Below are 25,536 nucleotides of genomic sequence, written 5' to 3'. Positions count from 1 at the left end.
CCCCGTGGGGCTTTGTTGTGCTTGCGATGTTCGATTAGTGCAAACTCGCCATATCAAACTCGATCGACCTGATCGGCAATCGCCAGCTTGGCGGCAAAAATGGAGTTTCCACACACTCTCGCGTACCTCGGCTTTCACTACCCGACCGACCTGCTCGCAGGGGCCGCAATTGGCGTTGTCATTACCTACGTCATGACAAGAGACACGCTTAGATCGCGCTACGCTCCGCCTTTCTTGCGATGGATCGAAGGGCACCCGAAACCGTCTGCAATGCCGGCGTTCGTTCTCTGCCTCGAACTCGTCAATCAGTTTGACGGCTTAAGGAGTCTCGCGAGTTCCGCGTATAAAGTTCTGTGAGCGTGGGATGCGACGCATGGAGCGCATTACCCCGCATTACCCCGCCTCGGTCCAGCGCATCTCCGACGCCCGCAAATGGCTGCGCATCGCCGACTCGGCAGCGAGCGGGTCGCGCTCCTCGAGCGCGCGATAAATCGCTTCGTGTTCCGCGAGCGCTGCCGCCCAGGTTTGCCCAGTTTCCGCGTGGCCGCTCAGACGCGCTGAAATCGGACTGTGACGCTCGTCGAACAATTCGGTCACCATCCGGACCAGCACGAGATTGCCGGTCATCTCCGCGATACCCACATGGAACGCTCGATCATGATCGAGCGGGGACTGCCCTGCCTTGATATTCGCGCGCATCCCATCGAGCGTCTCGCGCAGGCGGGTCAACCGCTCGGGTGTAATCAGCGCGGCGGCCAGCACGATCAGCGAGCCTTCCAATACCGCGCGTGCCTGCATCAACTCCGAAGGACTTTCGCCCAAGGCGGCGGTTGCATTCGGCGAACGCTCGGCGCTCCGGCACACGTAGACACCGGACCCCTGGCGGATCTCGACGGAGCCGGCGATCTCCAGCGCGATCAACGCTTCTCGCAATGAGGGCCGCGAAACACCCAGTTGCTGGGCGAGATCGCGCTCGGGAGGCAAGCGCGCACCCTGGGCGAAGCCACCCGACTGAATGAGCGCCCGTATCTGGTCGGCGATGTGCTGGTAGAGACGTTTCGTCTCGACCTGTTTGAGTTGGGTGCTTGTCAAGTGTCCTCCCTGGAACCCGTGTGTCGCCCGTCGCGCGAAAGACTAGACCTTTTTTGGCCAGGCCAATTTACCGAGATGTCAGCTCGATACAGATTATAGGCCACCGCTCCACAGCGCGGCCAATAGGCCCGTCGCCTTTGCAATACAGGCTGCAGCCATCGCCTTCCCGCATCCGTCGGTCGCGGCGAAGACAACGGTGTTTTCACATCGAAACCAAAAGTGGCTTGACCAATTATTGCGATGTATCTATGATCGATTTGCCCCCACCGTTCGCTGTCGCACCGGATACGGGTTCGATTCGCCAAGAACAAAACCACGTACCCGCCCACCGGCGGCGTCACGAATTGGAGACAGCCTTGCTGGAATTCTCTACACGGCCCGCGCCGCGCCGCGCTCTATCGGCGCGCCCGCATTCCGGTCATGCCCGCCTCGCAGCTGCTCCGGGCGAACATCGTACGTCTGCCCTGTCCACCCGTGCATCGGCGTCCGAACCGGTAAACGCCCCGGCTGCCGATGCGCCCGCTCGCACCTCACGGCCCGACGAGAACGGCGAGTTGTTGCGACTCACGGGCGTGACCAAGCGCTTCCCGGGCGTCGTCGCCCTAGACAGCGTCAGTTTCGACTTGCGGCGTGCCGAGGTTCATGCCGTTTGCGGAGAGAACGGCGCGGGCAAATCGACGCTGATGAAAATCATCAGCGGCCAGTACCCACCCGACGATGGCTCCATCATCTATAAGGGCAGCGAATGCCGCTTCGCTTCGTCGCTCGAAGCCCAAGCCGCAGGTATCGCCATCATTCACCAGGAGCTGAACCTGGTGCCGCACCTGTCGGTGGCGGAGAACATCTTTCTCGCCCGTGAACCGCGCCGTGGGGTATTCGTCGACCGGGCGCGTCTGCGCGCCGATGCGCAGCGCTGCCTCGACCGGGTCGGTGTCGACATTGCACCGGGAACACTCGTGCGCACGCTCCCGGTCGCGCAACGGCAAATGGTGGAAATCGCCAAGGCGCTCTCGCTGGATGCCGAAGTGCTGATCATGGACGAGCCGACGTCGTCCCTCACGGAGACGGAAACCCGCCAGCTCTTCAGGATCATTCACGAGCTGAAGCGCGTCGGCGTCGGAATCATTTATATCTCGCACCGGCTCGATGAAATGACTGAGATCGTCGACCGCGTCACCGTCATGCGCGACGGACGTTATGTGTCGACGGATGTGTTCCGCGAAACCACCATCGATAAGGTCGTCGCACGCATGGTCGGTCGTTCGCTCGAAGATAAATTTCCGCCGCGCACGTCCATTCCGACCGGAGAGGTTTTGCTGTCGGTCGATCAATTGACGCGCGCCAATGTCTTCGGACCCGTGAGTTTCGAATTGCGGCGCGGCGAAATCCTGGGTTTCGCCGGCTTGATGGGCGCGGGCCGAACGGAAGTGGCGCGCGCGATCTTTGGCGCCGATCTACCCGACAGCGGCACGATCAGGCTAGGTAACGAGACCCTTGCGATCCGCTCGCCGATCGACGCGATCCGGCGCGGCATTGCATACCTGTCGGAAGACCGCAAGGCCAACGGCCTGTCGCTCAACATGCCCGTCGCCAGCAATATCACGCTGGCCAACATGGATGCGGTCTCGAACCGCCTGGGTTTTATACGCTTCGCAACGGAGGCCGCCGTTGCGAAACGCTACGTGGACGCGCTGGGCATACGCACGCCGAGCGTCAGGCAGATCGCACGCAACCTGTCAGGCGGCAATCAGCAGAAGGTTGTCATCAGCAAGTGGCTGTTTCGCGACTCACGGGTGCTGTTCTTCGACGAGCCCACCCGCGGCATCGACGTCGGCGCCAAATTCGCGATCTACGAACTACTCGACAAGCTCGCGGCGCAAGGCATCGGCGTGGTCATGATCAGCTCCGAACTGCCCGAGATTCTCGGCATGACGGATCGCGTGGCCGTTTTTCATGAGGGCGACCTCGTGACGATCCTCGAGACCCGCCAAACGAGTCAGGAAGAAATCATGCATTACGCCTCGGGACGCAGAGGCGCTTCGGACACCTCGGGAGCTTCGCAATGAGCACGCTTACACGTCCCAGCCCTTCGCTTGCCAGCGAACGGCGCAAGGATCTGGTTCAGAAGTTTGCCGCCTTCGCCAGCCTGATTGTGATGATCCTGGTGTTCTCGTCCACGAGCGAGGCCTTCCATACCGTCGACAACGCGATGACCATCGCCCTGCAGGTGACCTCGATTGCCTACCTTGGCGTCGCCGCGACCTGCGTCATCATCACGGGCGGCATCGACCTCTCGGTCGGCTCGGTACTCGCGCTGTCCGGTGTCGTGGCGGCCCTCGCGGTGAAGGCCGGCATGCCTGTCACCGTCGGCATGCTGCTTGGCATCGTGATCGGCGCGCTGTGCGGCGCCGTGAACGGTCTGTGCGTCACGCGCATGCGCCTGCCACCGTTTATCGCCACGCTCGGCATGATGCTCGTGGCGCGTGGCGTGGCACTGCAAATCACCGGCGCACGCCCCGTGTCGGGGCTGGGTGAAGCCTTCGGCGTGCTCGGCAACGGCGCGCTGTTCAGGATCGAGACGATTGGGGCGGACGGCTTTCCGGACGTGAAGTTTCCAGGCATCCCCTACCCCGTGCTGCTGATGATTGTCATCGCGATCGCCGTGTCGATCATGCTGAGCCGCACCACGCTCGGCAGGCATATTTACGCGGTCGGCTCGAACGCCGAAGCGGCCCGGCTGTCCGGTGTCAATGTCGCGCGCGTGACGATGTTCACGTATGTGCTCTCCGGTGCGCTCGCAGGCGTCACCGGCTGCGTGCTGATGTCGCGACTGCTCACTGCGCAGCCGAATGAAGGCGTGATGTACGAACTCGACGCGATTGCCAGCGCGGTGATCGGCGGCACCTCGCTGGTGGGCGGCGTCGGCACGATCTCCGGCACGGCGATCGGTGCTTTCGTGATCGGCATTCTGCGTAATGGGTTGAACATGAATGGAGTGTCCAGCTTCATTCAGCAAATCATCATCGGCCTGGTGATTCTGGGCACTGTCTGGATCGACCAGCTCCGCAATCGCCGGTGAAATCCATCGGCGGTTCGGACCGGCTGGTCCGCAGCGCCGAGAAGTCCATGTACGACAACAAATCCTCACAGGAGTAGAGACATGCGCACATTCCAACTAAGCCTGCTGGCCGCCACCCTGATGCTGGCCACCGGACTTGCTCGCGCCGCCGGCGGCGAGATCGCGGTTATCGTGAAGACATCGAGTTCCAACTACTGGCAGAACGTCCAGAAGGGCGCGAATGCGGCAATGGGTCAACTCAAGGGCTACACGATGACTTTCCAGGGCCCGGCGGCGGAAACCGCCATTGCCGACGAGGTCAACATGGTGGAGAACGCGGTGAATCGCAAGGTGGCCGGTATCGTGCTTGCTCCGTCCGATCCCGACGCGCTCGTGCCGGCCGTCAAGAAGGCGTGGGAAGCCCATATCCCGGTCGTCATCATCGATTCCGCGCTCTCCGATTCCGGCAAGCAGTACTACCAGTCATTCCTCTCGACCGACAACAGGAAGGCGGGCGAACTGTGCGCCGAAGCGCTGATCGGTCGCGTGGGCCAAACCGGCAAGGTCGCGATCATGTCCTACGTGGCCGGCGCGGGCTCGGAAATCGGCCGGGTCGGCGGGTTCCGCGACTATCTGAAGGCACATTCGCAACTGCAGGTGGTGGGACCTTTCTATTCGAACTCGCAGATGGCGACTGCGCTCAACCAGACCACCGACACATTGACCGCCAATCCCGACCTCAAAGGCATTTTCGGCGCGAATGAGCCAACCGCGGTCGGCATGGGCCGCGCGCTAGAACAGTCCGGCAAAGCCGGCAAAGTGGTAGCGATCGGCTTCGACGGCAATCGGGATCTCCAGGGGTTCGTCAAGGACGGCACGCTTGCCGCCACCGCCGTGCAGGGTTCGTACCACATGGGAGAGCTAGGCGTGAAAACGGTGGTCAATCTGATCGAAAAGAAGCCGGTGTCAAAGAACCTCGATACCGGCGTGGTGATAGTGACCAAAGACAACATCGACAAGCCTGAAGCGAAGAACGTGCTGTATTGATCATCCTGGCGGATCCGGGCGACTCGATCGAAATCGCGCCCGGCTGCCGCCGCAAGACGTACTCGAACTAACGCTGGTCGAAACGGCGACGAAATAAGGATTGCTATGCTTACGGTGATATGCGAGACGCCAGGAACGCTGAGCGCACAGGAAAGGCCTAAACCCGAAACGGGAGAAAACGACGTGCTGTTGCGCGTCAAGCGTGTTGGCGTATGCGGTACGGACTTGCATATTTTTACGGGAAATCAGCCTTATCTGGCCTATCCGCGCGTGATGGGCCATGAGTTGTCCGGCATCGTCGAACAGGCGCCTCCCCACAGCGGACTCGTTGCGGGCGACCAGGTCTACGTGATGCCGTACCTGTCGTGCGGCCAATGCATTGCGTGCCGCCGCGGCAAGACCAATTGCTGTGTGAATATCCAGGTGTTAGGCGTGCATCGAGATGGCGCATTCACCGAGTACCTGAGCGTTCCCGCGCAGTTCGTCCACAAGGCCGAAGGCATCACGCTCGATCAGGCGGCCATGGTCGAATTCCTTGCGATCGGCGCGCATGCAGTCAGGCGCGGCGACGTGAAGCAGGGTGAACGCGTGCTCGTAGTCGGTGCGGGGCCGATCGGCATGGCGGTCCTGACCTTCTGCAGACTGCGCGGCGCGACGGTGACCGTCCTCGACACGCGTGCGGACCGGCTCGATTTCTGCGTCAAACATCTGGGCGCCGCCGCAGCGGTGCAGATTGGCGACGGCGATCACGCGCAATTGTCGGAACTGACGGACGGTGACTTCTTCGATGTGGTGTTCGACGCAACCGGCAACCCCAAAGCAATGGAACGCGGCTTCCAGTTCATCGCCCATGGCGGCCGGTATGTGCTTGTTTCCATCGTGGCTGACACGATCACTTTTTCGGACCCCGAATTCCACAAGCGCGAAGCCACCCTGCTCGGCAGCCGCAACGCGACGCTCGAGGACTTCGACACCGTCATCAAGGCCATGCGGGCCGGCCATATCCCGGACCGCGCGCTGAACACGCACAGACTCGCGCTAGCCGATGTCCCTGCTCGCTTTGCAACACTGCTCGATCCTGCCGGCGGTGTCGTGAAGGCTATCGTGGAATGTTAGCGATGCACCCTTCGCATGTGGATGCCCAGTCACCGGCCGCACCGCTCACGCAACCCATTCTGCAATTCGGCACGAGCCGTTTCCTGCAGGCGCATGTCGACCTGTTCGTCTCGGAGGCGCTCGAATCCGGCCAACCAGGCGCGGCGCCAGGCGGCATTACTGTGGTTCAGACCACAGAAAGCGCTGACAGCGCCGCGCGCATCGCCGCGCTCGCGAACGGCGACGGCTATCCGGTCCATATACTTGGACTGCATTCGGGCCGGTTGATTGACGTAACAGTGACCGGACGGGCAATTCGCCAAGCCGTGCACGTGCGCAAGGATTGGGCTCGGCTGCGCGAGGCGATCTCCGGTCCCGTGCGGATCATTGTTTCGAACACGGGTGACCAGGGTTATCAGCTCGATGAACGCGATAACGCACGGGTTTTCGCCGACCCGGCCCGTGTACCGCACAGCTTCCCCGCCAGACTGCTGTCCCTGTTGCACACGCGGTGGCAAAACCAGCCCGACGCACCGCTATCGCTGTTTCCTTGCGAACTGATCGAGAAAAACGGGGAAGTGTTGAGAGGCATCGCCGTGGAATTGGCGTTGCAATGGCACATGCCCGACGACTTTATCCGCTATCTGGGTGACCATTGCGTGTGGGCCAATTCGCTGGTCGATCGTATCGTGTCGGAGCCGATCCGGCCGGTGGGCGCGATCGCGGAACCGTATGCATTGTGGGCGATAGAACAGCAGCCGCGACTGCAGGTGCCATGCGTCCATCCTTCGATCGTGCTCACTGAGAATCTCCTCCATTTTGAGCGGCGCAAGCTGTTCCTGCTGAATCTCGGGCATACCTTTCTCGCCGAGCGCTGGTTACGCGACGCTCGCGCAGCTGACGAGACAGTCTGCGCTGCGATGAACGACGCTGCGCTGCGAGCGGAACTGGAGGCGGTCTGGCAACAGGAGGTCTTGCCGGTTTTCGATCTCCTAGGTGAACGGGATGATGCGTTGGCCTACGTGGCACAGGTCCGCGAACGCTTGCTGAATCCCTTTCTGGCGCACCGCCTTGCCGATATCGCACAGAATCACGCGCAGAAGAAGCAACGCCGGATTGCTCCCCTGCTGGCATTGACGGCCTCCCTCGCACGGCAAACAGGCACGCAATTCGCGCAATCACGTCTCACGGAAATCATGGCTAGCGGAATCTGACACGGTGCTTGCCATGCGGCGGTACGCCCTTGTTACGCGTCATCGGCTCTGTGGCCCATGGGTCATCGTCCAGGTTACCGCTTTTAGACAGCATGTCGGCGCTCCCGACAATGAACTGCGAAGTTGCCGCCTCATCGACGATCGTCGCTTGCTGCAAGCCTCACCCTACCGCAAAGAGCGTCTCGAGAGGATAGTGCGTCCTGGCGATTGGCGAATTGATGATTACGTAGCTGAAGTATTTCTCGATCCCAATGTCGCGCTCCAGCAGCCCCTCCATCACGCTCTGGTAGTGGCTGACGTTGCGCGTAACGAACTTGAGCAGATAGTCGTAGCCGCCCGTCGCGTGGTGGCACTCCATGATCTCGTCGACGCCGCGAATGGCTCCGACGAAGCGTACGAAATCACCGCGACGATGGTCTGCGAGCGTGATCTTGGTAAACACTACCTGGAAGTCGCCGAGCTTCTCGATCCCGACCAGCGCGCCGTAGCCCGCAATGAACCCGGTCTTCTGGAGCCGCCTGACGCGCGTCAGGCACGGGCTCGCCGAGAGTCCAACCGCATCGGCCAGTTCCACATTGGTAATGCGCCCGCGCTTCTGCAACTCGGTGAGAATGCGCAAGTCCAGTCGGTCAAGCGTGCAATCCGTTTTCATCTTCCCTTCCCTCCGTCCGTTCAGATTGGATCCATCTGAGCGCCTTCGCCTCCTCGTCAATATGGATAGCAACCCCACTCCTGAATACGACGATGTTGCTGTTCGTACGCGGTGTTCGGCACCGGGGATATTAGGCGGCAGGACCTGCCGCGAATCCCCTGCGAAACGCTTCGAATTCCTCTTTTTGACCGATCAATTCGGCGTCGACGCAAAATTTTCCCTGATTAAACTTCCAACTACCGACATCGCTATCGGTGCTTGCTCCAAGTAGTTTCCGGCAAGTTCCCTCATTCACGAATCCCTCGGGATTCTTAACTCATCGAGACTGAAGACATGATCGACTTCGAGCCGAAATTCATCACCTTCGATTGCTACGGCACCCTCGTCAAATTCCGCATGGCCGACATGGCGCGGGAAATCTACGGCAACCGACTCCCCGGCGACGCGCTGGAAAGCTTCGTCAAGCTGTTCGCCGCCTACCGTCGTGACGAAGTGCTTGGCGCGTGGAAGCCCTACCGGGACGTCGTTATCAATGCCGTGCGCCGCACCTGCGAGCGCACTGGCGTGCCCTTCATCGAAGCCGAGGCCGAACAGTTCTACCTGGCCGTGCCGACCTGGGGGCCGCATCCCGACGTACCGGAAGGTCTCTCGCGCCTTGCAAAAAAATACAGGCTGGTCGGCCTGAGCAACGCGGCCAACGAACAGATCATGAGCAATATCGAGAAGCTCGGCGCGCCGTTCCACGCCGTCATCACAGCCGAAGAAGCCGGTGCCTACAAGCCGCGCATGCAAGGCTTCGAATACATGTTCAGGAAGCTTGAGGTGCAGCCTCACGAAATCCTGCATGTCTCGTCAAGCCCGCGTTACGACCTGATGACCGCGCACGACCTCGGCATTGTCCACAAGGCCCATGTGCTGCGCGGCCACGAACCGGAAGCGCCCGAATACGGTTATACGGCGGTCAGGAGCATCATCGAACTAGCGGAACAGCTCGGCCTGTAATCCATCCGCGTCATCCTGGCCGCCGTGTTCGACGTCGGCCAGGCGCCAGGATCACGCCATGCCGCTGACGCCTGCCTTGAGGCCGATGGCGCGGCGTGGCCCTGTCGATCAGAACTCCGCTACCTTGCCGAGTACCGATTTGGCCAGGCGCTGCGGTCGATACGGTAAGGGATCGACAATCGGCTGCGCGTTCGTCACCAGATCGGCCACCAGATGCCCGGCACCCGGTCCGATTCCGAAGCCGTGGCCGCTGAAGCCGGCCGCAAGGAAGAGCCCGGGGATATCGTCAAGCTCACCGATCGCCGGCACGCCGTCGGGTGTGCTATCGATATAGCCAGCCCAGGCATGCGCAATAGCAGCCGACGATAGTGACGGCAACAGCCGGCGCGCGCGCCGCAATGTCTCCTCGACGGCTTCGCGATCGGGCGCCGGATCGAGCACGCGATTGCTTTCCATCGGCGTTGGCATGTCGAGCCGCCATTTCGTTATCGTCTCGTGGCCCGAACGCCAGCCGGTCAGGTCTCCCAGCTTGAGGCTGCGCCGACGCTTGGCGAACATCGGCAGGAAATGCGGGGCATAGCGCAATTGTTGCAATGTGGGATCGACCTTGGCGCGCCCGCTGATCGCCAAGGTGTGGCCGCCATCGCCTCGGCGCGTAATCGACACCTCGGCCGTATGCAACGCATCGGGAATCCCTTGCGCCCCCGGCAGGACCGACAGGATCGACGCCCTGACGGACGCCTGTGGAAAGCGGATTCCAAGTTGCCGGCAGAACGACGACGCCCATGCGCCGCCGGCGAGCACAACGGTCCTGGCGCGAATGGTGCCGGCCTCGGTGACGACACCGCTTACGCGGCCGGCTTCGGTCTCGAGCCCGCGCGCAGCGCATTGCTGATGCACCGTACCGCCCGCCTGCATGACCCCCATTGCGATGACCGGAGCGGAGACGGCAGGATCGGCCGTGCCGTCCGTTGGGGAGAACACCCCGCCCCTCCATGCCTGTCCGGTCGCGACGCCACGCTCGCTCGCCTGGCGCGCGCTCAGCATATGCGTCGTGACGCCGACACCTGCGGCAAAATCGCGCCACCGCGCCCAACCTGCAATCTCCTCCTCGCTATGGCTCAGGTACAGCAGCCCGCAGCGACGAAACCCAGTGTCGCGGCCGATCTCGACGGCGAACCTCTCCCACAGCGCCAGGCTTCTGGTGGACATCGGTAATTCGCGTGCGTCGCGATTCTGCTGACGGCACCAGCCCCAGTTTCGGCTCGACTGCTCCGCGCCGATAAAGCCTTTCTCGACCAGCGCGACCCGCACGCCACGTCGCGCGAGGTAGTACGCGGAACACACGCCTACGATCCCGCCACCGATGACGACAACATCGACCTCCCCCGACACTGTCGGGGTCGTATCGATTTTCAGCAACGGTGCAGGCATGACGCAACTCCAGAGTAGTTTGTAGAACAATAACAGAGAATCGGTACGGAAAAAAAGCGATATTTGGGGTTTACAACCAACAATTGTCCAACAATAATTGGCCAACTTTTGCTCACCCGGCTCGCCGATGTCCGCGCCCATTACTTTCAGCGATGTATCCTCTATGCCCTCATCGGCTCTCGATGCCCTGCTGGCCAGCAGCCTGTCGGTCAGCTTCCCCCGTCTGGACACAGTGAATGCGATTGAGATCACGCGCCGCGTTTATGGCATAGATGGCAAAGCCACAAGGTTTTCGACCGAGAAGGACGACACCTTTCGCATCGACGCGGGCGACGGCTCGCGGTACGTACTGAAGATCTCGAACCCTGGCGAGACGGCTGAAGAACTCGACCTGCAGGTCGCCGCGATGCGGCACGTTGCCGTCGTCGCGCCGGGGTTGCCGGTGCCGCGCGTACTGCCAGGTATTGATGGACAATTTGTCGTGCCGCTCGGATCATTGCGGCAGCCGCATCGTGCGGCGAGGCTCTACAGCTACCTCGAAGGCACGCCGCTCGACGCGCTGCACCCAAGCGCGCGCAACCGTTACGAGATCGGTGAGGTGCTGGCACAGCTGCGACTGGCCATGGCCGGCTTTCGCCATCCGCACGAGCACCGGGTACTGGCTTGGGACGTGAAGCATCTGTTGAGTCTGACAGGGTTGCAGGCATATATCGCCGACCCGTCGCACCGCTCGCTGATCGAGCAGGCATTCGCGCGCTTTGCGGCGATCGAGCCGGCCCTGCAGAGTTGTCCGACGCAAGTCGTGCACAACGACTTTAACCGCTCGAACATCATCGCCAATCTGGGCGGCCCGCACTTCGTCAGCGGCATCATCGACTTTGGCGACACCGTGCACACGGCGGTAGCCATCGACGTCGCCACGGCGGTCATGAACCAGTTCCCACTCGATTTCGACGCTGACGGCCCGCACGACCTGTTCGTTGAGGCGCGCGACCTGCTGCGCGGTTATCTCGCGCATGCCCAGCTCAGCGACGACGAACTGCTCCTGATTCCGCACCTGGCCATGGCGCGCGTCGCGGCGCGGGCCTTGCTGACTTCATGGCGCGCGAAACTGTTCCGGGAGAACGAAGCCTACATCCTGCGCTTCACCCGCCCTGGATGGGAGCATCTGCGCTGGTTCATGCAACACGACCATGACACTGTTTCCAATGCCTTCCTTGAATTCGTCCGCCGACCCACTCACCCCACTTCTCCTGATGCCTCTATGAACGCCGCCCCCACGTCGCAGCCGCCAGTTCTCAACGAAGCTGCGAATATCAGCAAAGCCGACGACAGCCTGCGCGGCGACATGCCGAACGGTTTCAATCCGTCGGCAATCTCGCACCTTGACGCCGCCACGCAACAACACGTCGCGCGGCGCGTACGGCTGCTCAGTCCGTCGTATCGCCTGTTCTACGCCGAGCCGGTAAAAATCGTGCGCGGCGAGAAGGTCTATCTGTACGACGACCAGGGCAACGACTATCTCGACGCCTACAACAATGTGGTCTGCGTCGGGCATGCCAATCCGCGCATCGTCGACGCTGTTACCCGCCAGCTCTCGACGCTCTGCACGCATACCCGCTACATGCAGGAGCCGATCCTTGACTACGCCGAGGACCTGCTCTCGAGGTTCAACACGTCGATCCGCGAAGGCCAGATGATGTTCACCTGCACCGGTTCCGAGGCCAACGACCTGGCCATGCGCATCGCGATGCACTACACCGGCAAGACAGGCGTGATCGTGACCAGCGAGGCCTATCACGGCAACTCGCACCTGACCTCGAGCTTTTCGCCGTCGCTAGGCCGCAGGGCCTTGCTCGGCCCCTACGTGCGCACGGTCCCAGCCCCCGACTCGTACCGGATGACGCCGTCCGAGATCGGCCAGCGCATGGCAGAGCAGGTCTCGCTGCAGATCGAGGAGATCCGTCGTCACGGCGGCGGGCTGGCGGCGTTCATCGCCGATTCTTTCTTCTCGTCGGATGGCGTATTTGCCCACCCGACCGATGTGCTCGCGCCGGTCGCCGAGGTGGTGCGCCGCGCTGGCGGCCTGTTCATCGCGGACGAGGTGCAGTCGGGATTCGGGCGCAGTGGTACGCACATGTGGGGACATGAGCGCCACGGAGTCGTGCCCGACATTGTCACGCTAGGCAAGCCGATGGGCAACGGCTATCCAGTGGCGGGTCTGGTCGTGCGCCCAGATGTCGTCGCCGGCTTCGGCCAGGACATGCGCTACTTCAATACCTTCGGTGGTAATTCAGTGGCGGTCGCTGCCGCGCAGGCCACGCTCGACGTGCTGCGCGATGAGCACGTGCTGGACAACGCACAACGGGTCGGCGCGGTCATGCTCGAAGGGTTGAACGAACTGGCAAGGAAATACGAATGCATCGGCGACGTGCGCGGCACGGGTCTGTATTTCGGCGTCGAGATGGTGCGTGATCGCGCGAAAAAGGACACCGACATCGCGACGGCGCTCAAAGTGGTCAATGGCCTGCGCCAGCGGCGCGTGCTGATTTCGGCGACCGGGCCGGACGCGAGCGTGCTGAAGATCCGACCGCCGCTGGTGTTCGCAGCCAAAGACGCCGACCGCCTGCTGACGGAGCTAGACGCCGTACTCGCCGAGCTGTGATCACCGATGGCCCGGCGCGCCAACCAGCCGGTCATCGACAGCCGGCATATTCAGGTACATCCGCCGCATATAATCGTGGTACCCACGAACTATCACGATATGAGCGCATCAATTTCCAAACCAGCAAGCGTCGCCGAGGCGGCCAGGCCCACCGCCGTCGAAGCGCTGGCTGAGAAGCTCAGAACCCGCATCCTGAACGGCGACTTCGCGCCGGGCGAGTACCTGCGTGACATCAGGATGGCCGAGGAGTACGAGGTTTCCCGCAATACCTTCCGCACGGCCGCACAGTTGCTGGTCGGGCGCCGCATCCTGCGTCAAGTGGCCAATCGCGGGTTCTTCGTACCGGAGTTCTCGGCCGACGACATCGTTGACGTGACGCGCTTTAGGGGCGTGCTCGAAGCCGAAGCGGTGAAGATGATCGTGCATACGGGGCAAATCCCGGTCGAAGCGATCAACGCTGTCGAGCGGCTGCGCCATGCCCCCGGCGACGCGCCGGTCTCGTTCGTGGTGGCGGCGGATCGCGACTTCCATCGTGCGATTGTGTCGGCCAGCGGCAGCGAGCGGCTGCAACGCAGCTACGAAGCGATCGAAAGCGAGATCGAATTGTTGCTAGTACAGCAACGCCAGCATTTCTACCAAAATCAGAAGGAAATCGTGCGAGAGCACGAGCACTTGATCGCCTGCCTGAAGACGCGCGACTTCGCGGCTGCGCGCGACGCCTTCCTCGAACACTGGGATGATTTGCGTGTCAAGCTGCTGCGGATCGAGGCGAACAAGCTGCGGGCGCGCTGATTGACCTTTGGCCGTCGGCGATACGAATCCAGTTGACCAATCTTCCGATATTGCCAAACAATCGTGAGGCTGCATCGCTGATGGAAGCGAGAGCGCCAAGAGGGCGCTCCGCAGCTAAGGCGCGAACCGGCCATAAAGAGATGCCCACCTCTCGGCCATGAATGACCGCTGACACGACGAAACCGGCCCCTCGATCCCGACTTCGGTGACCCCTGGCGGGCTATTCACCGAGTGTTGCCTCGAAGGGCGCGCCCGTATCATGCAGAGTAGTCGCATCTAAAATGCGGAGGGTGGCCCGTGGGCGTCAACTTCGATCTGAACGATTTGCAGGCGTTTCGAGCCGTCGCGGAGTTGGGTAGCTTCCGCAAAGCAGCAGAGGCGGTCAATATTTCGCAGCCAGCGCTGAGCCGGCGCATCGAGAAGCTCGAAGCGGCGCTCGGTGTGCGGCTCTTCGAGCGGACCACCCGCAGCGTGACGCTCACCACCATAGGTCGCGTGTTCGCCCCAAGCGCGGAACAACTGCTCGACGATCTCGATGTCGCGTTGCTCGGCATCCGCGACGTCTCCAGCAGCCGCCTCGGTCATGTGACCATCGCATGTGTGCCGTCGGTCGCCTACTATTTCCTGCCGAGCGTCGTTGCCGCCTATCACAGCCGCTATCCGCGGATCCGGGTCAAGCTGCTGGACTCGAGCGCCAACGAAGTGCTCGGCTCGGTCATCAGCGGTGAAGCCGATTTCGGCGTCAGCTTCATGGGCAGCCAGGAAACCGAGGTCGAGTTCAAGGTCCTGCTGCAGGAACGGTTCGTCGCCGCGTGTCGTCGCGATCATCCCCTTGCCCGGAAAAAGCAAGTGACCTGGAGCGAGCTTTATGAACACGAATACGTTTCCGTCGACAGGACTTCCGGCAACCGCCTGCTGCTCGATCAGGCGTTGACCAATGTGGCGCCGACAGCGCCGAGCGTCTGCGAGACACGCCATGTCACCACCATGCTCGGCCTGATCGAAGCGGGACTCGGTGTGGCAGCGGTGCCTTCAATGGCAATGCCCATGCGCGACCATCCGATTTTGACCAGCGTGCCGCTCGTCGATCCGGTCGTGACGAGGCGAGTCGGTATTGTCAGACGCCGGGGACGCCCCCTCGCGCCGGCCGCGCAGCAGTTCTACCAGACGATCCTCGACACGAAGCGAAGCGGCATGGTCGGTGCGGCGAAGAAGACCCCGAAATGACACTACCACGGCCCTTCAGGCTGCTTTACGTCCAGGTCCTGCTTGGAATGGGGCTTGGCATGACCGTTGGCCACTTCTGGCCGCAGGCCAGCGCGTCGCTCAAACCACTCAGCGATGCGTTCGTCGCGCTGGTGCGCATGATGATCGCGCCGATCGTCTTTTGCACGATCGTCACCGGCATCACGTCGCTTGCGAGCGGCTCGAAGATCGGGCGGACGATTCTGAAGGCGCTGGCGTTGTTCTACTTTCTCACCATTGTTGCGCTCGTTCTGGGGCTGGCGACCGCGTTTGCGCTGCACCCGGGCGCGGGACTGCATATCGACGCACATCATCTGGACACCGCCATCCTCGCGCAGTATTCGACGCGCTCGCAGTCGCACGGATTCGTCGAATTCGCGCTGCATGTGATCCCTGAGACGCTCGTCGGCGCTTTCGAGAAAGGCGAGGTGCTGCCGGTGCTGCTGCTTGCCCTTCTGTTCGGCTTCGCATTGAATGCCAACCAAAGCGCCGGGCGGCGGGTACAGGAATTCATCGACGGCTTCGCTCACGTGCTGTTTCGCATCCTTGCGATGATCATGCGGCTTGCGCCCGTCGGCGCATTCGGCGCGATGGCATTCACGGTGGGCCGCTTCGGCATTCGTTCGATTGGCTCGCTCGGCATGCTGATGGTGGCGTTCTACGCGGCGTGCCTGCTGTTCATCGTTTGCGTGCTCGGTCCACTCGCACGGCTGCATGGCTTCTCGCTCTGGCGACTACTGCGCTGCATTCGCGAAGAACTCGTCATCGTACTCGCGACTTCGTCGACCGAACCGGTGCTGCCGCGCCTCATCGTCAAGCTCGAAGCGCTTGGCTGCGACAAGGGAATCGTGGGACTCGTGCTGCCCGCCGGCTATTCGTTCAACCTCGACGGCACGGCGATCTACCTGACGCTCGCCTCCATGTTCATCGCTCAAGCGTGCGATGTTCACCTCTCGGGCGGCCAGATCGCGACCATGCTCGCGGTCATGCTGCTCACGTCGAAAGGCGCGGCGGGCGTAACGGGCAGCGGACTGGTTGCGCTCGTCGCGACGCTGGCCGTCATTCCCGATCTGCCGGTTGCAGGTGTCGCGCTGCTGGTCGGCATCGATCGTTTCATGTCCGAAGCGCGCGCCCTGACGAGTGTGATCAGCAATGCCTGCGCGGTGATCTTCGTATCGATGTGGGAGCGTTCCTGCGACCGGGTGCGCCTGAAGAACGCATTGAGCCTGGCGCATGAGCCTGAGGATGCATTCGATCAGCCCGCCGACCTGACGGGCTGAATCGTTGCCTTCGTCTCAATGCGTGGTGACGGAATCGAGCCCGGTCGATGTCACCTCCGGCTGCACGGCGGGCGACGCGAGATAGTCGAGCAGCGCTTTGGCTTCCTTGGGGTGTTGCGCGCCGACGGGAATGCCGGCCGCAAAGCGCGTGACGGACTGCATCGACTCCGGAATCTTGCCGACATACGCCGCGCCCTTCACCGGAAGCAGCTCACTCACCTGCTGGAATCCCACTTCGTAGTCGCCCGTCGCAACAACGGACGCCACCGGAATTTTGGGGATCATCTTCGCCTTGATCTTGACCTGCTCCTCGATGCCGAGCCGCTTGAACAACTCGCGCTCGATATAGACGCCGCTCGCGCTATCCGAGTAAGCGATCGACCGGGCATGCAGCAAGGTTGCCTTGAGCGCCGCCTCGGACCCGATGTCGGGCCTCGGCGCGCCGTCGCGCACCACCATGCCGATCCGCGAATCCGCAAGCTCGACGCGCGAACCGGGAATCACCTTGCCCTGCTTGATCAGATCATCGAGTGCATAGCCGACCATGATCACCACGTCGGCAGGTTCGCCGCGCTGAAGCCGGTTCGGAATGGCCTCCGGCGACTTGCCCATTGACGGGCCGAGCGCGGTATCGAGCGTATCGCCGGTGGACGCCGCGAACTTCGGGCCGAGCAGCGTGTAGGCGGCGGTAAAGCCACCCGAACTCATTACATGCAGATCGGCGGCCTGCACATTCGCCGCAGCGGCGCAGGTGCCGAGCAGCGCCGCGGTGCAGATTTTCAGAAGGAAGGATTTCATTGGGCGATAAATGTCAGTCTGGTGTTCGAGGAGGCGTGCGATGCTTCAGGGAGCCGCATGCAGCGGAACGCGACGGCGCCGGTACAGTGCGAGTGTTGCTCCGAGCCCGCACACCGCGGCGAAGCTCATCCAGTAGCCTGGCGCGGCTTTATCACCCGTCATATGAATGAGCGCGGTCGAGATGACGGGCGTAAAACCTCCGAAGACCGCTGTCGCGAGGCTGTAGGCGAGTGAGAATCCCGCAACGCGTACCTCCACTGGCATCACCTCAGTAAGCGCGACGACCATCGCGCCGTTGTAAATGCCGTACATGAACGAGAGCCAGAGCAGCACAAGCAGCATGTTGACGAAGCTCGGTGCGTGGGCCAGCAGCGACAGCGCCGGGTAGGCGGTCGCAATTGCCAGGATCGTCATCGCAAGAAGGAGCGGACGGCGTCCGATCCTATCCGACAGCGCACCACCAATCGGCAGCCAGATGAAATTGGAGACACCCACGCACAGCGTGACGAGCAGGCTGTCGGCAGTGCTCAGATGCAGGACCGTCTTGCCGAAGGTCGGCGCATACACCGTGATCAGATAGAAGCTCGTGGTGGTCATTGCCACCAGCAGCACGCCAGCGATCACGACATTCCAGTTCTGCACGAGCGTAGCAAAGACCTCTTTCATGCTCGGGCGATGCTGGCGCTGTTTGAATTCCTGCGTTTCCTCGAGATTGCGCCGCAGGAGGAAGATGAAAGGCACGATCATGCAGCCGACGAAGAACGGCACGCGCCATCCCCACGCAGCGATCGCCGCCGTGTCGAGCCACTGATTGAGCGCGAAGCCGAGCGCGGCGGCGATGACGATCGCTACTTGCTGGCTCGCTGACTGCCAACTGGTGAAGAAGCCCTTGCGGCCCGGCGTCGCCATTTCGGCGAGATACACCGATACCCCACCGAGTTCAGCGCCCGCCGAGAAGCCCTGCAGCAGACGGCCAATGAGAACCAGGCCCGGGGCGAAGAGTCCGATCGTCGCATAGCCGGGCACGAATGCGATCAGGATGGTGCCGCTCGCCATGATCGACAGCGTGACGATCAGGCCCTTGCGGCGACCGACATCGTCGATGTACGCGCCGAGGATGATCGCACCGAGCGGCCGCATCAGGAAGCCTGCGCCGAAGACGGCGAAGGTCATCATCAGCGATGCGAACTCGCTCGCTGCCGGGAAAAAAACAGCGGCGATCTGCGTTGCATAGAAGCCGAACAGGAAGAAGTCGAACTGCTCCAGGAAGTTGCCTGCCGTCACGCGTAGCACGGCGGATGCCTTCGATTGCCCGGGGGCCAGTGGGTGTGAGGAGGGATGCATCGAGTTGTCTCCAGAAATTTTGAACTTGCGGTATTCGGGCGATTTGTTGTTTGTCGAATATTCGCCCGAACCACATGAAACGATAAGTGCTATTTTCGAAACGATTGATGTCCGTTGGTTATCAGTGTCGGGAAAGCACTCAAGCTACAAATCGGCACTGCGACGCGGGCGTTCGGGTGTCCATATTGCGTCCCCGGTTCAGGTGATCGTCGATTTCCGCCGCACATCCGAGCATGCGGGGGTATAGGAAGATCGTGAATGCGGCGGTTTCCAGATCGGTCTCGGTCAATTCACCACGTTGCAGCGGCTGCCACAGCATCTTCAGCAGCAGCGCTGCGATCACCGCATCGACGTTGACGCAATACACGTTGCGGGACACGCCGGCATCGAACAACGCCTGCACAAGTTCGCGATAGAACGCATGGAACACGTTGTATTCCCCGCGCTTCTCGCACAGGTCCGCGATGAACACTTCGCGCGGATCGTGGTTGACCGGCCTGTCCTTGAAGACCGGATGGTTCACGCCCGGCAGCTTCGCGATATCGAGGCTGCCGGCATGCTTCTGCCGGGCCTTGTATTGCGCATACCGCTCGACCGAGCGCTCGGCCAGCGAGCGCAGGTCAACGCCATGTGCAGGGTCGGACGGATCGGCGAGGCCGCTGTCCCGGAACGCTTCGATCAGGAACGCGATGCCCTCATAGCCGTTGCCACCATGCGTATAGCCGGTATGCGTGAGAAAGCCGACCAGAGCCTTGTTGAGTTGCACTCGCTCTGGACTTTCCGGACCGTCGGCCGATACCGCGCCTTTCGCACCCTGCGCCGAGATGGCTCCTGGACCGTTGGTGAGCAGCAGACCGACGAGCGTCTTGAAGGCGAACAGATCGTCGGGCCCGGGCTCGAGGTTGAGCAGCGCAGCAAAGCAGATTTCCGTGAGGCTGTGTTCGTTCAGCAAAGCTTGCGTGGTAAAGCCGCAGAAGCCGTCTAGGCGGTGCCGCGAGGCGTCCGCCGATGCGCCGATCAGTGTCCCGAACAGCATTGTCCACCAGGGCAGGCTCTCGGCCGTGGCGCGCGAGATGCGCTTGCGCATCAGCGGTCCCCACGCGAGCGTCGTGGTGATCGCGGCCAGCACCGCGTCGGCCGTCGGGTGATCAGGCTGAGACGCGAGCCAGCGGACGAGGACCGACTGGGCCCCACGCTCGGCGAGTCCCGCGAGCATCGCCTCAGCGCGCGGATCGCTTGAGTCGGCGAAAAACGGCTCGCTGCCGCTCGCGTCGATCCGGGCGATGTCGAAGTTCTCATCGAGCGGGCTCGTAAGGCCAGCTGCCGAGAAGCGATCGATCATCCATTTCGCGGCATCCCGAGCCGCTCGCTGGCGATTCGGCCCGATGATCGAAGCCGCGGCCGCCAGGATCGCATTGGGCGCGTTTCCGGCCTCGCGAGCGGCTTGCGCCGCCGCGAGTTCCGGCGTTCCGTGCAGATTGACGAACGCGGTGATCGCGACATCGATGAGCTTCTCGTCGTTCTCGCCGCCGAACTCGTGAAGCAGGGCAAGGCTGACGTTCGCTTCGAGCGAATGCGTCGCTGCGTCGAGCATTGATGCGCCATGCAGGCTGCTGACCTGCGTTTTCGCATCCATCTGCGAAGCGCCCGATGCGTCCTTGAGCGCCTGACGCGGCGCAATCGCCCCGACTTGCCGATTGACCTGCAAGACCTGCTCGTCATAGGGGGCGACGGCACCGACCACGGGAATCGCAAGGCCGGACGGAAGCTGGATGCCCTGGTCGGAGCCGAACCACGGCTTGAGCACGAGACTGCCTTCGGGCTCGAAGTCGGGCATCGTCGCGTTGGCGCGCATCACGGCGGTCAGCGCCGCCGGGATATGCGCGATGTTCCTGACGACCGCGCCCTTGGCGGAGCAGCACGGATCGTCGGGCGTGAAAAGCCGGTCCACGCCGAACTTCTCCATAAACCAGCGTTCTTTGGCTTGTGCGTCATCGGAGCCGCCGGACATCGCGCCCGCATGGCCGACCGCACGCGTGAGGCGACTCTTCCATCGGCCCACCACGCAGGCGACCACCGGCTTCGTGAAGGCCGCATCGGCCTCGTAGTAGCCGCCCGGTTCGCAATAGAGCACGGCGGCCTTGCTGCGCGCATCATTGGCGAGCGCAAAGGCAAATTCCGGTGCGGCATAGTGGATGTAGACGTCCTTGCCGCTGGAGATGACCGTCGACGTGCCCCAGCCGCTCATGCGCAGGTACTGCGCGATCGTCGTGCTGAAGCCGCCGGAGTTCGAGAAGATGGCGATCGATCCCTTGCGCAATGAATCGTCTGGACTATCACCACCGAGTGCTCCGCCGATTCTCACACGATTCCACGAGTCGGCGACGCCCAGCCCGTTCGCCCCGAAGATGTCGATGCCCGCCTGCTGCCCCATCGCGCGAATTTCGCGAGCGTCGTGCACGGCGATCTTCTCGGTGATGATGAAAATCTTCTTCAGATCGGGATTGACGCGGATCAGTTCGGCGACGCCGTCGCGAGCCGCCGATGGCGGTAGATAGACCACGCCGCAGTTGAAGCGATGCCCTGCCTCCAGACCCTCGCGAACGTTGTTGTAAACCGGGACATCGCCGATAGATGTGGCGAGCACCTGGCCGCCCTTGCCCGGCGCCGTGCCGAAGACAATATTGCCGCCCGAAAACGCATGACTGACGGGCGTTACCTCTGAGGACTCACCGCCCAGGATGTTAAGTACGCACACGCGATCGTCCCGCGTGGCGATCTGCGCGAGCGAGTTGACGCCAACGAAATACTTGAACTGGTTGCTGGTTTGCTTGTACATGTCGCTCTCCTCAGGCTTGAGCCGTTTCGGCTTCGGTCGTGGGCGCGCCGATCCGTGCTGCGATCTCGGCCCGGCCACCGGCGCGCATCCACGCATCCGCCTGCCGTGCGTACTGGATGACTTCGCTGATGTCGGATTCAAATCCGAACAGCCGGTACGGCAGGCCGAGCGAATCGCATGTATCTCTCAGCGCGGCCATCCCTCGCACGAGGTTCGGCCCTCCGCGGCCGAGCACCACGTAAAGGGGCGTCGGCCCATGCTCGCTGAAGTGTTCGCGAAGAGCATCGGCCATCGCTCGCAGCGTCTCGAAGATGTCGGTGTTATTCGACTTGCCGCCGATGATGAAAAGCACATTCGACTGCTTGAGCCAATGCCTGAAGCAGATGCGGGCCACTTCTTTCATCTTCGCGTAAGGCGGATTGCCGCCGAAATCCGACGAGATGATCGCGGCGTCGCCCAGCATTTCGGTGACGAGCGAGTTGGCGCCGCCGCCGAACGTCGGCGCGAGAATCGTGCCTTTCTCGTTGATCACATACACGTCGCTCTGGCCCTGGTGCGTGCGCAACTGATTGATCTCCTGCTCGAAGTCGGAGTAGTCCGCTGCGAACAGATGTGGCGGCAGCCCGAGGCGCGTCCATCGCGGATCATCGCGATCGAAGCCGCATTTGAAGTCGCAGGCAACCGGCGTGAGTCGTCCGTGCTTGTCCTCGCGCATGCGGATCGGATTCAACTCCAGCGTCGTCATGCCGAAATCGTGAAAGAGCTCCCAGAGTTTCGGCAACTGCTGCACGAGCGGCGAGATGATCTCCTTAGGCGCACCGATTTCGCTCAGCGCGTTCGCCACGACGAACGCCTTTAAACCCGTCAACGCGTCGAAGGGCACCATCGCCACATGCTTCGGGTCGACCTCTTCGATATCCATGCCGCCCTTATGCGAGAGCGTCATGGTCGGCGCACGAAAACGGGTGGAGTCGGTGATCGAGAAATAGACCTCATGCTGGGCCGGAACGCCGGCTTCGAACGTCGCGCCATTCGACTTTGCTTTCAGGTGGCCGACGGAATGCTCGGCGAAGTACAACCGCTCTTTTTCGATCAACGCCGTCTTGAGATCGGTCGCGCGGCCGAGTAAACCCGCCTTCCCCTTCTTTCCCACTCCGCCTTTGAAAACGGGTTTGATGAATATCTGGCGATGACGATCGATCAAAGTCTTGATCTCCTCCTCGCTGGCGCTCGGGCCGAGGATCTCACTCGCCGGGAATCCAACGAATTGCAACAGGCGCGCGCCGTGCAACATACCGGTGATTTGCATGAAGTTGTCTCCTGAAGGGCATAGCGATATAAAAAGAAACGGGTGTTCGGATTGGTAGTTAGGCGAAAGCGCGAGGCGTGACAAGCGGCCGTGACGCCGGTGGCGTTCGGAATGCGTGGCTGATGTGTTGTTGAGTTGTCCGGTGCTCGAACCGCCTGGGGCTCGAGACTACCCGCCCAAGGGGCGATCGTTAGGCGCTCAAGGTGCGCCTTGCGTTGTACATAGCCTTGTCTCCGATGCGTTTTATTTTCGTGCCAATCTCGCTGGAATCTTGAGTACAGATACTCACGCAAATTGAGTTAAGCGATAAGTGCATTTTTTCGAAGCATTGATGTCCAGATGTTATCAATGCGGCCGGATGAAATGTAGCATCACCGCCACGTTCCTCTGCGCTGCCTGTCGGGGCAGACGGGTCAGCGGTCCAATTTGTGATGTGACTTTGACCATTCAAGTCACGATCGAATCCCGGAAAACCACATCCACGCCGATCCGGACAAGTTCATCATTCCCGTGCTTCGGGGCCTCGGCGCTTTTCGGGATACGATGCTGCGCACCAGTTCCTCTGCCACCTTGTTCACGCTGCGTCGGCCAGCATCGAGTGACGACAGGTGTACGGCGCGATTCCGCACTACACATCGCCGCCTCTCCAGGACACGGCCTTTCCGCTCCAGGGTCTGGCGGATGTTCCGAACTCGCTGAAACCGACAGTTCGGGTTCAGTATCAGGGTATCGACCGGACCTTTACGTCGGACGCAATTTACGGTCGTCGGCTGGCCATCGCCTACAACGGCTCAAACCAACCGGTCCTCCAGCTGGACGGTTCCATGGTCGGCAGTCCAGATACGGCGGCAACCCCGGGCACGTCGACGCCGATCACGTTCACCGTCACGCACAATGCGTACGCACTACCCTTTGCTAATCTGACCTACAACCAGACGCTCAAAGCCGGACCCGGAAACACCTACGTTGTCGCTAATGGTTGGGGGACAACGTCCCGCGGCCTCGCCGATTCGTATCAGAAAACGCTTGGCGATCTGCGCGCGAGTGGTGCTGCTAGTGGTACGGAACCCGTCACAGGATCTGCCCTCAAGGTGCTAGCACGCCAATGGCTGGGACAGGGTGCCCAGGCCGTGTATCTGACGGAGCAGCTTCTTTCGAACACGACAATCCTGCATCAGCACCATATCGGTATTGCTGGGTATGCGTCCAGCTCGTACGTCGACCTTCAAGGCAGCGCGATCTCCATCGCGACGCTCGACGCAAACGCGACCAAAGAACAGGCGGCCCTGTTTAACGTGGCGATGCATTTCAGTTCGCTGGTGTCAACAGCTGTACAGCAGACAAGCAATGTGCCGGCGACATCGACCGTGAATCTTGTCGACATTGCGGCCGCAGCCGGCCAGCCAATCTATAACGCAAACTCTTCAAACTACTCGACCGCCGTTCGGCCAACCCTGGTCAATTGCGGCGCCTATGCTTCAACTTTCGCCGCTTACCTCGGAGCAGGAAACCGGCTCCTTCTGCCGCAGCACTGCGACCTCACTGAAAACCAGTGGACGGGCGCTGGCTATTTTGTCATTGGTTCATCGACCGTGGGCTCGATGATAAACGGCGGACTCGGCGGTGGCTTTGGCAGCCAACCTCAAGCCCTCACGCTTCTATGAAGCGTTGGTGCTAATTTCCCAGCCAAGCAATGGCTCACTGACCAGCGCGTCTGCTTTTACCTACAACGACCCCATCGACAGAGCTTCTGGAAACTTCAACTATGACCACAACGACGTCGTTGTGGGCACAGGCGCCTTCCCACAGAGCCTGAATTTTCAGCGCCAGTACAGTTCAGGCCGAAAGAACCAGAGTGGTCCGTTAGGGAAAGGCTGGACGCATAACTTCAATACAACAGCGTTGGTGAACTCTGATGGCTATCAGGGAATGGGAGAAGACTCAGCGCTTGACGCGGTGTGCACTCTGGTTGAAATGAAGGCGTCACTCGACCTTCTGCTCGATAGCTCGACGCTCATCGAAAAAATGGTGACGGCAACGCTCGGGCAGCGCTGGTTCGGCGACCAGCTCATCAATAACACTGTCATCGTGACGCAGGGACTGAATGGCGAGGCCTTCGTTAAACTGCCAGATTGGGACCTACAACCCACCTCCAGGCCGATCTGAGAAGCTAGTGCTGAACGCCGACGGCACGTATTCTCTCGACTCTGTTCATCATGCAACGCTCAAGTTCAATGCCGCAGGCCACCCACTCTGAGAATCCGGTATATTGCGATGCGAGACATCGCTCTCAGAGATAGATAAAGGCTTATATGCTCGACGGCGTATCCCTCGACCAGCTCAGAACATTCATCGCTGCGGTGGACGAAGGAAGCTTCTCCGCGGCCGCTCGACGCTTGAACCGCGTGCAGTCCGCAGTCAGTGGCTGGGTGAGTGCTTTGGAGGAGCAGATCGGCATCACACTATTCGACAGGTCAGGGCGTTTTCCAAAACTGACGCCTGAAGGCGTGCTCATTCTTGCGGATGCGCGGGCTATCGTGTCGGGTGTTGACACCCTCAAAGCTCGGGCAAAGCTCATGACCTTGGGAGTCGAGGCCGAGCTCTCCGTGGTGTTCGATGTCTTCTTTCCCACTGCCGCCATCAGCGAGGCAGCCAGAGCGTTCGCCAAGC

General features: G+C 61.6%; 20 protein-coding genes and 2 pseudogenes. 15 read left to right on the top strand and 7 right to left on the bottom strand.

From position 1 onward, the window contains the following. Nucleotides 1-120: 120 nt before the first annotated feature. Nucleotides 121-357: pseudogene (locus tag P0D80_RS44305) on the top strand (phosphatase PAP2 family protein); the annotation flags it as partial. Nucleotides 358-393: 36 nt separating this feature from the next. On the opposite strand, the gene P0D80_RS44300 reads toward P0D80_RS44305, so the two are convergent. Then, complete coding sequence (locus P0D80_RS44300; RefSeq protein WP_408293665.1) at nt 394-1,092, bottom strand: FadR/GntR family transcriptional regulator; 699 nt, start codon at nt 1,090-1,092, stop codon at nt 394-396. 554 nt (nt 1,093-1,646) lie between these two features. On the opposite strand from P0D80_RS44300, the gene P0D80_RS44295 reads away from it, so the two are divergent. The 5 genes from P0D80_RS44295 to P0D80_RS44275 all read left to right on the top strand — a co-directional run bounded on the left by P0D80_RS44295 (nt 1,647) and on the right by P0D80_RS44275 (nt 7,506). After that, on the top strand, nt 1,647-3,158 hold the full coding sequence (locus P0D80_RS44295; RefSeq protein ID WP_408293683.1) for a sugar ABC transporter ATP-binding protein: 1,512 nt from the start codon (nt 1,647-1,649) through the stop codon (nt 3,156-3,158). Next, nucleotides 3,155-4,171, top strand: a complete 1,017-nt coding sequence (locus P0D80_RS44290) for an ABC transporter permease (protein WP_408293661.1) — start codon at nt 3,155-3,157, stop codon at nt 4,169-4,171. Before P0D80_RS44295 ends, P0D80_RS44290 begins: the two co-directional genes overlap by 4 nt. Nucleotides 4,172-4,252: 81 nt before the next feature. Further along, nucleotides 4,253-5,197, top strand: a complete 945-nt coding sequence (locus P0D80_RS44285; protein ID WP_408293658.1) for an ABC transporter substrate-binding protein — start codon at nt 4,253-4,255, stop codon at nt 5,195-5,197. A gap of 105 nt (nt 5,198-5,302) precedes the next feature. Then, nucleotides 5,303-6,313: a zinc-binding alcohol dehydrogenase family protein gene (locus tag P0D80_RS44280; protein WP_408293655.1), complete on the top strand. Its 1,011-nt coding sequence runs from the start codon at nt 5,303-5,305 to the stop codon at nt 6,311-6,313. Between the two features lie 2 nt (nt 6,314-6,315). Next, nucleotides 6,316-7,506, top strand: coding sequence for a mannitol dehydrogenase family protein (locus P0D80_RS44275; RefSeq protein ID WP_408293652.1), 1,191 nt, complete (start codon nt 6,316-6,318; stop codon nt 7,504-7,506). Nucleotides 7,507-7,666: 160 nt separating this feature from the next. Here P0D80_RS44275 and P0D80_RS44270 read toward each other — a convergent pair whose 3' ends face one another. Further along, the gene (locus P0D80_RS44270) at nt 7,667-8,158 is read right to left on the bottom strand and encodes an Lrp/AsnC family transcriptional regulator (protein WP_408293649.1); all 492 of its coding nucleotides are present in this window, start codon (nt 8,156-8,158) and stop codon (nt 7,667-7,669) included. A 333-nt stretch (nt 8,159-8,491) separates the two neighbouring features. On the opposite strand from P0D80_RS44270, the gene P0D80_RS44265 reads away from it, so the two are divergent. After that, entirely contained in the window at nt 8,492-9,160 is a 669-nt protein-coding gene (locus P0D80_RS44265) for a haloacid dehalogenase type II (RefSeq protein WP_408293647.1), read from the top strand. 108 nt (nt 9,161-9,268) lie between these two features. Here P0D80_RS44265 and P0D80_RS44260 read toward each other — a convergent pair whose 3' ends face one another. After that, on the bottom strand, nt 9,269-10,594 hold the full coding sequence (locus P0D80_RS44260; protein ID WP_408293680.1) for an NAD(P)/FAD-dependent oxidoreductase: 1,326 nt from the start codon (nt 10,592-10,594) through the stop codon (nt 9,269-9,271). Nucleotides 10,595-10,721: 127 nt separating this feature from the next. Between P0D80_RS44260 and P0D80_RS44255 the strand changes: the two are divergent. The 5 genes and pseudogenes from P0D80_RS44255 to dctA form a co-directional block, all read left to right on the top strand. Then, nucleotides 10,722-11,540: pseudogene (locus P0D80_RS44255) on the top strand (phosphotransferase); the annotation flags it as partial. A gap of 402 nt (nt 11,541-11,942) precedes the next feature. After that, the gene (locus P0D80_RS44250; RefSeq protein WP_459252773.1) at nt 11,943-13,259 is read left to right on the top strand and encodes an aspartate aminotransferase family protein; all 1,317 of its coding nucleotides are present in this window, start codon (nt 11,943-11,945) and stop codon (nt 13,257-13,259) included. 6 nt (nt 13,260-13,265) lie between these two features. Further along, nucleotides 13,266-14,051, top strand: coding sequence for a GntR family transcriptional regulator (locus tag P0D80_RS44245; protein WP_408293643.1), 786 nt, complete (start codon nt 13,266-13,268; stop codon nt 14,049-14,051). A 297-nt stretch (nt 14,052-14,348) separates the two neighbouring features. Beyond that, entirely contained in the window at nt 14,349-15,278 is a 930-nt protein-coding gene (locus P0D80_RS44240; RefSeq protein ID WP_408293640.1) for a LysR family transcriptional regulator, read from the top strand. Beyond that, complete coding sequence (gene dctA, locus P0D80_RS44235; RefSeq protein WP_408293637.1) at nt 15,275-16,576, top strand: C4-dicarboxylate transporter DctA; 1,302 nt, start codon at nt 15,275-15,277, stop codon at nt 16,574-16,576. Before P0D80_RS44240 ends, dctA begins: the two co-directional genes overlap by 4 nt. 15 nt (nt 16,577-16,591) lie before the next feature. Here the strand turns inward: dctA and P0D80_RS44230 are convergent, their stop codons facing one another. The 4 genes from P0D80_RS44230 to P0D80_RS44215 all read right to left on the bottom strand — a co-directional run bounded on the left by P0D80_RS44230 (nt 16,592) and on the right by P0D80_RS44215 (nt 22,866). Further along, nucleotides 16,592-17,374, bottom strand: coding sequence for a substrate-binding domain-containing protein (locus P0D80_RS44230; RefSeq protein WP_408293634.1), 783 nt, complete (start codon nt 17,372-17,374; stop codon nt 16,592-16,594). Between the two features lie 45 nt (nt 17,375-17,419). Continuing rightward, on the bottom strand, nt 17,420-18,718 hold the full coding sequence (locus tag P0D80_RS44225) for an MFS transporter (protein ID WP_408293631.1): 1,299 nt from the start codon (nt 18,716-18,718) through the stop codon (nt 17,420-17,422). A 139-nt stretch (nt 18,719-18,857) separates the two neighbouring features. Beyond that, nucleotides 18,858-21,557 (bottom strand): CoA-binding protein, encoded by a 2,700-nt coding sequence (locus tag P0D80_RS44220; RefSeq protein ID WP_408293628.1) that lies wholly within the window; start codon nt 21,555-21,557, stop codon nt 18,858-18,860. A 10-nt stretch (nt 21,558-21,567) separates the two neighbouring features. Further along, the gene (locus P0D80_RS44215; RefSeq protein ID WP_408293625.1) at nt 21,568-22,866 is read right to left on the bottom strand and encodes an ATP citrate lyase citrate-binding domain-containing protein; all 1,299 of its coding nucleotides are present in this window, start codon (nt 22,864-22,866) and stop codon (nt 21,568-21,570) included. Nucleotides 22,867-23,474: 608 nt separating this feature from the next. Between P0D80_RS44215 and P0D80_RS44210 the strand changes: the two genes are divergently transcribed. The 3 genes from P0D80_RS44210 to P0D80_RS44200 form a co-directional block, all read left to right on the top strand. Next, nucleotides 23,475-24,530, top strand: a complete 1,056-nt coding sequence (locus tag P0D80_RS44210; RefSeq protein WP_408293622.1) for a hypothetical protein — start codon at nt 23,475-23,477, stop codon at nt 24,528-24,530. Then, complete coding sequence (locus tag P0D80_RS44205; protein WP_408293619.1) at nt 24,496-25,032, top strand: DUF6531 domain-containing protein; 537 nt, start codon at nt 24,496-24,498, stop codon at nt 25,030-25,032. The genes P0D80_RS44210 and P0D80_RS44205 overlap by 35 nt, the downstream gene beginning before the upstream one ends. Before the next feature lie 146 nt (nt 25,033-25,178). After that, nucleotides 25,179-25,536, top strand: a 358-nt coding sequence (locus P0D80_RS44200; RefSeq protein WP_408293616.1) for a LysR family transcriptional regulator, incomplete at its 3' end; no start/stop codon positions are given.

The sequence above is a fragment of the Paraburkholderia sp. RL17-373-BIF-A genome, from assembly GCF_046030175.1.
In the GTDB taxonomy this organism is placed as follows: Bacteria; Pseudomonadota; Gammaproteobacteria; order Burkholderiales; family Burkholderiaceae; genus Paraburkholderia.
This window is presented reverse-complemented; position numbering and strand designations above follow the sequence as displayed.

Bases quoted from the DNA above. Each gene is read 5' to 3' on its own strand.
- P0D80_RS44290 (WP_408293661.1), top strand. From the start codon at position 3,155: ATGAGCACGCTTACACGTCCCAGCCCTTCGCTTGCCAGCGAACGGCGC.
- P0D80_RS44285 (WP_408293658.1), top strand. From the start codon at position 4,253: ATGCGCACATTCCAACTAAGCCTGCTGGCCGCCACCCTGATGCTGGCC.
- P0D80_RS44280 (WP_408293655.1), top strand. From the start codon at position 5,303: ATGCTTACGGTGATATGCGAGACGCCAGGAACGCTGAGCGCACAGGAA.
- P0D80_RS44275 (WP_408293652.1), top strand. From the start codon at position 6,316: ATGCACCCTTCGCATGTGGATGCCCAGTCACCGGCCGCACCGCTCACG.
- P0D80_RS44270 (WP_408293649.1), bottom strand. From the start codon at position 8,158: ATGAAAACGGATTGCACGCTTGACCGACTGGACTTGCGCATTCTCACC.
- P0D80_RS44265 (WP_408293647.1), top strand. From the start codon at position 8,492: ATGATCGACTTCGAGCCGAAATTCATCACCTTCGATTGCTACGGCACC.
- P0D80_RS44260 (WP_408293680.1), bottom strand. From the start codon at position 10,594: ATGCCTGCACCGTTGCTGAAAATCGATACGACCCCGACAGTGTCGGGG.
- P0D80_RS44250 (WP_459252773.1), top strand. From the start codon at position 11,943: ATGCCGAACGGTTTCAATCCGTCGGCAATCTCGCACCTTGACGCCGCC.
- P0D80_RS44245 (WP_408293643.1), top strand. From the start codon at position 13,266: ATGGCCCGGCGCGCCAACCAGCCGGTCATCGACAGCCGGCATATTCAG.
- dctA (WP_408293637.1), top strand. From the start codon at position 15,275: ATGACACTACCACGGCCCTTCAGGCTGCTTTACGTCCAGGTCCTGCTT.
- P0D80_RS44230 (WP_408293634.1), bottom strand. From the start codon at position 17,374: ATGAAATCCTTCCTTCTGAAAATCTGCACCGCGGCGCTGCTCGGCACC.
- P0D80_RS44225 (WP_408293631.1), bottom strand. From the start codon at position 18,718: ATGCATCCCTCCTCACACCCACTGGCCCCCGGGCAATCGAAGGCATCC.
- P0D80_RS44220 (WP_408293628.1), bottom strand. From the start codon at position 21,557: ATGTACAAGCAAACCAGCAACCAGTTCAAGTATTTCGTTGGCGTCAAC.
- P0D80_RS44215 (WP_408293625.1), bottom strand. From the start codon at position 22,866: ATGCAAATCACCGGTATGTTGCACGGCGCGCGCCTGTTGCAATTCGTT.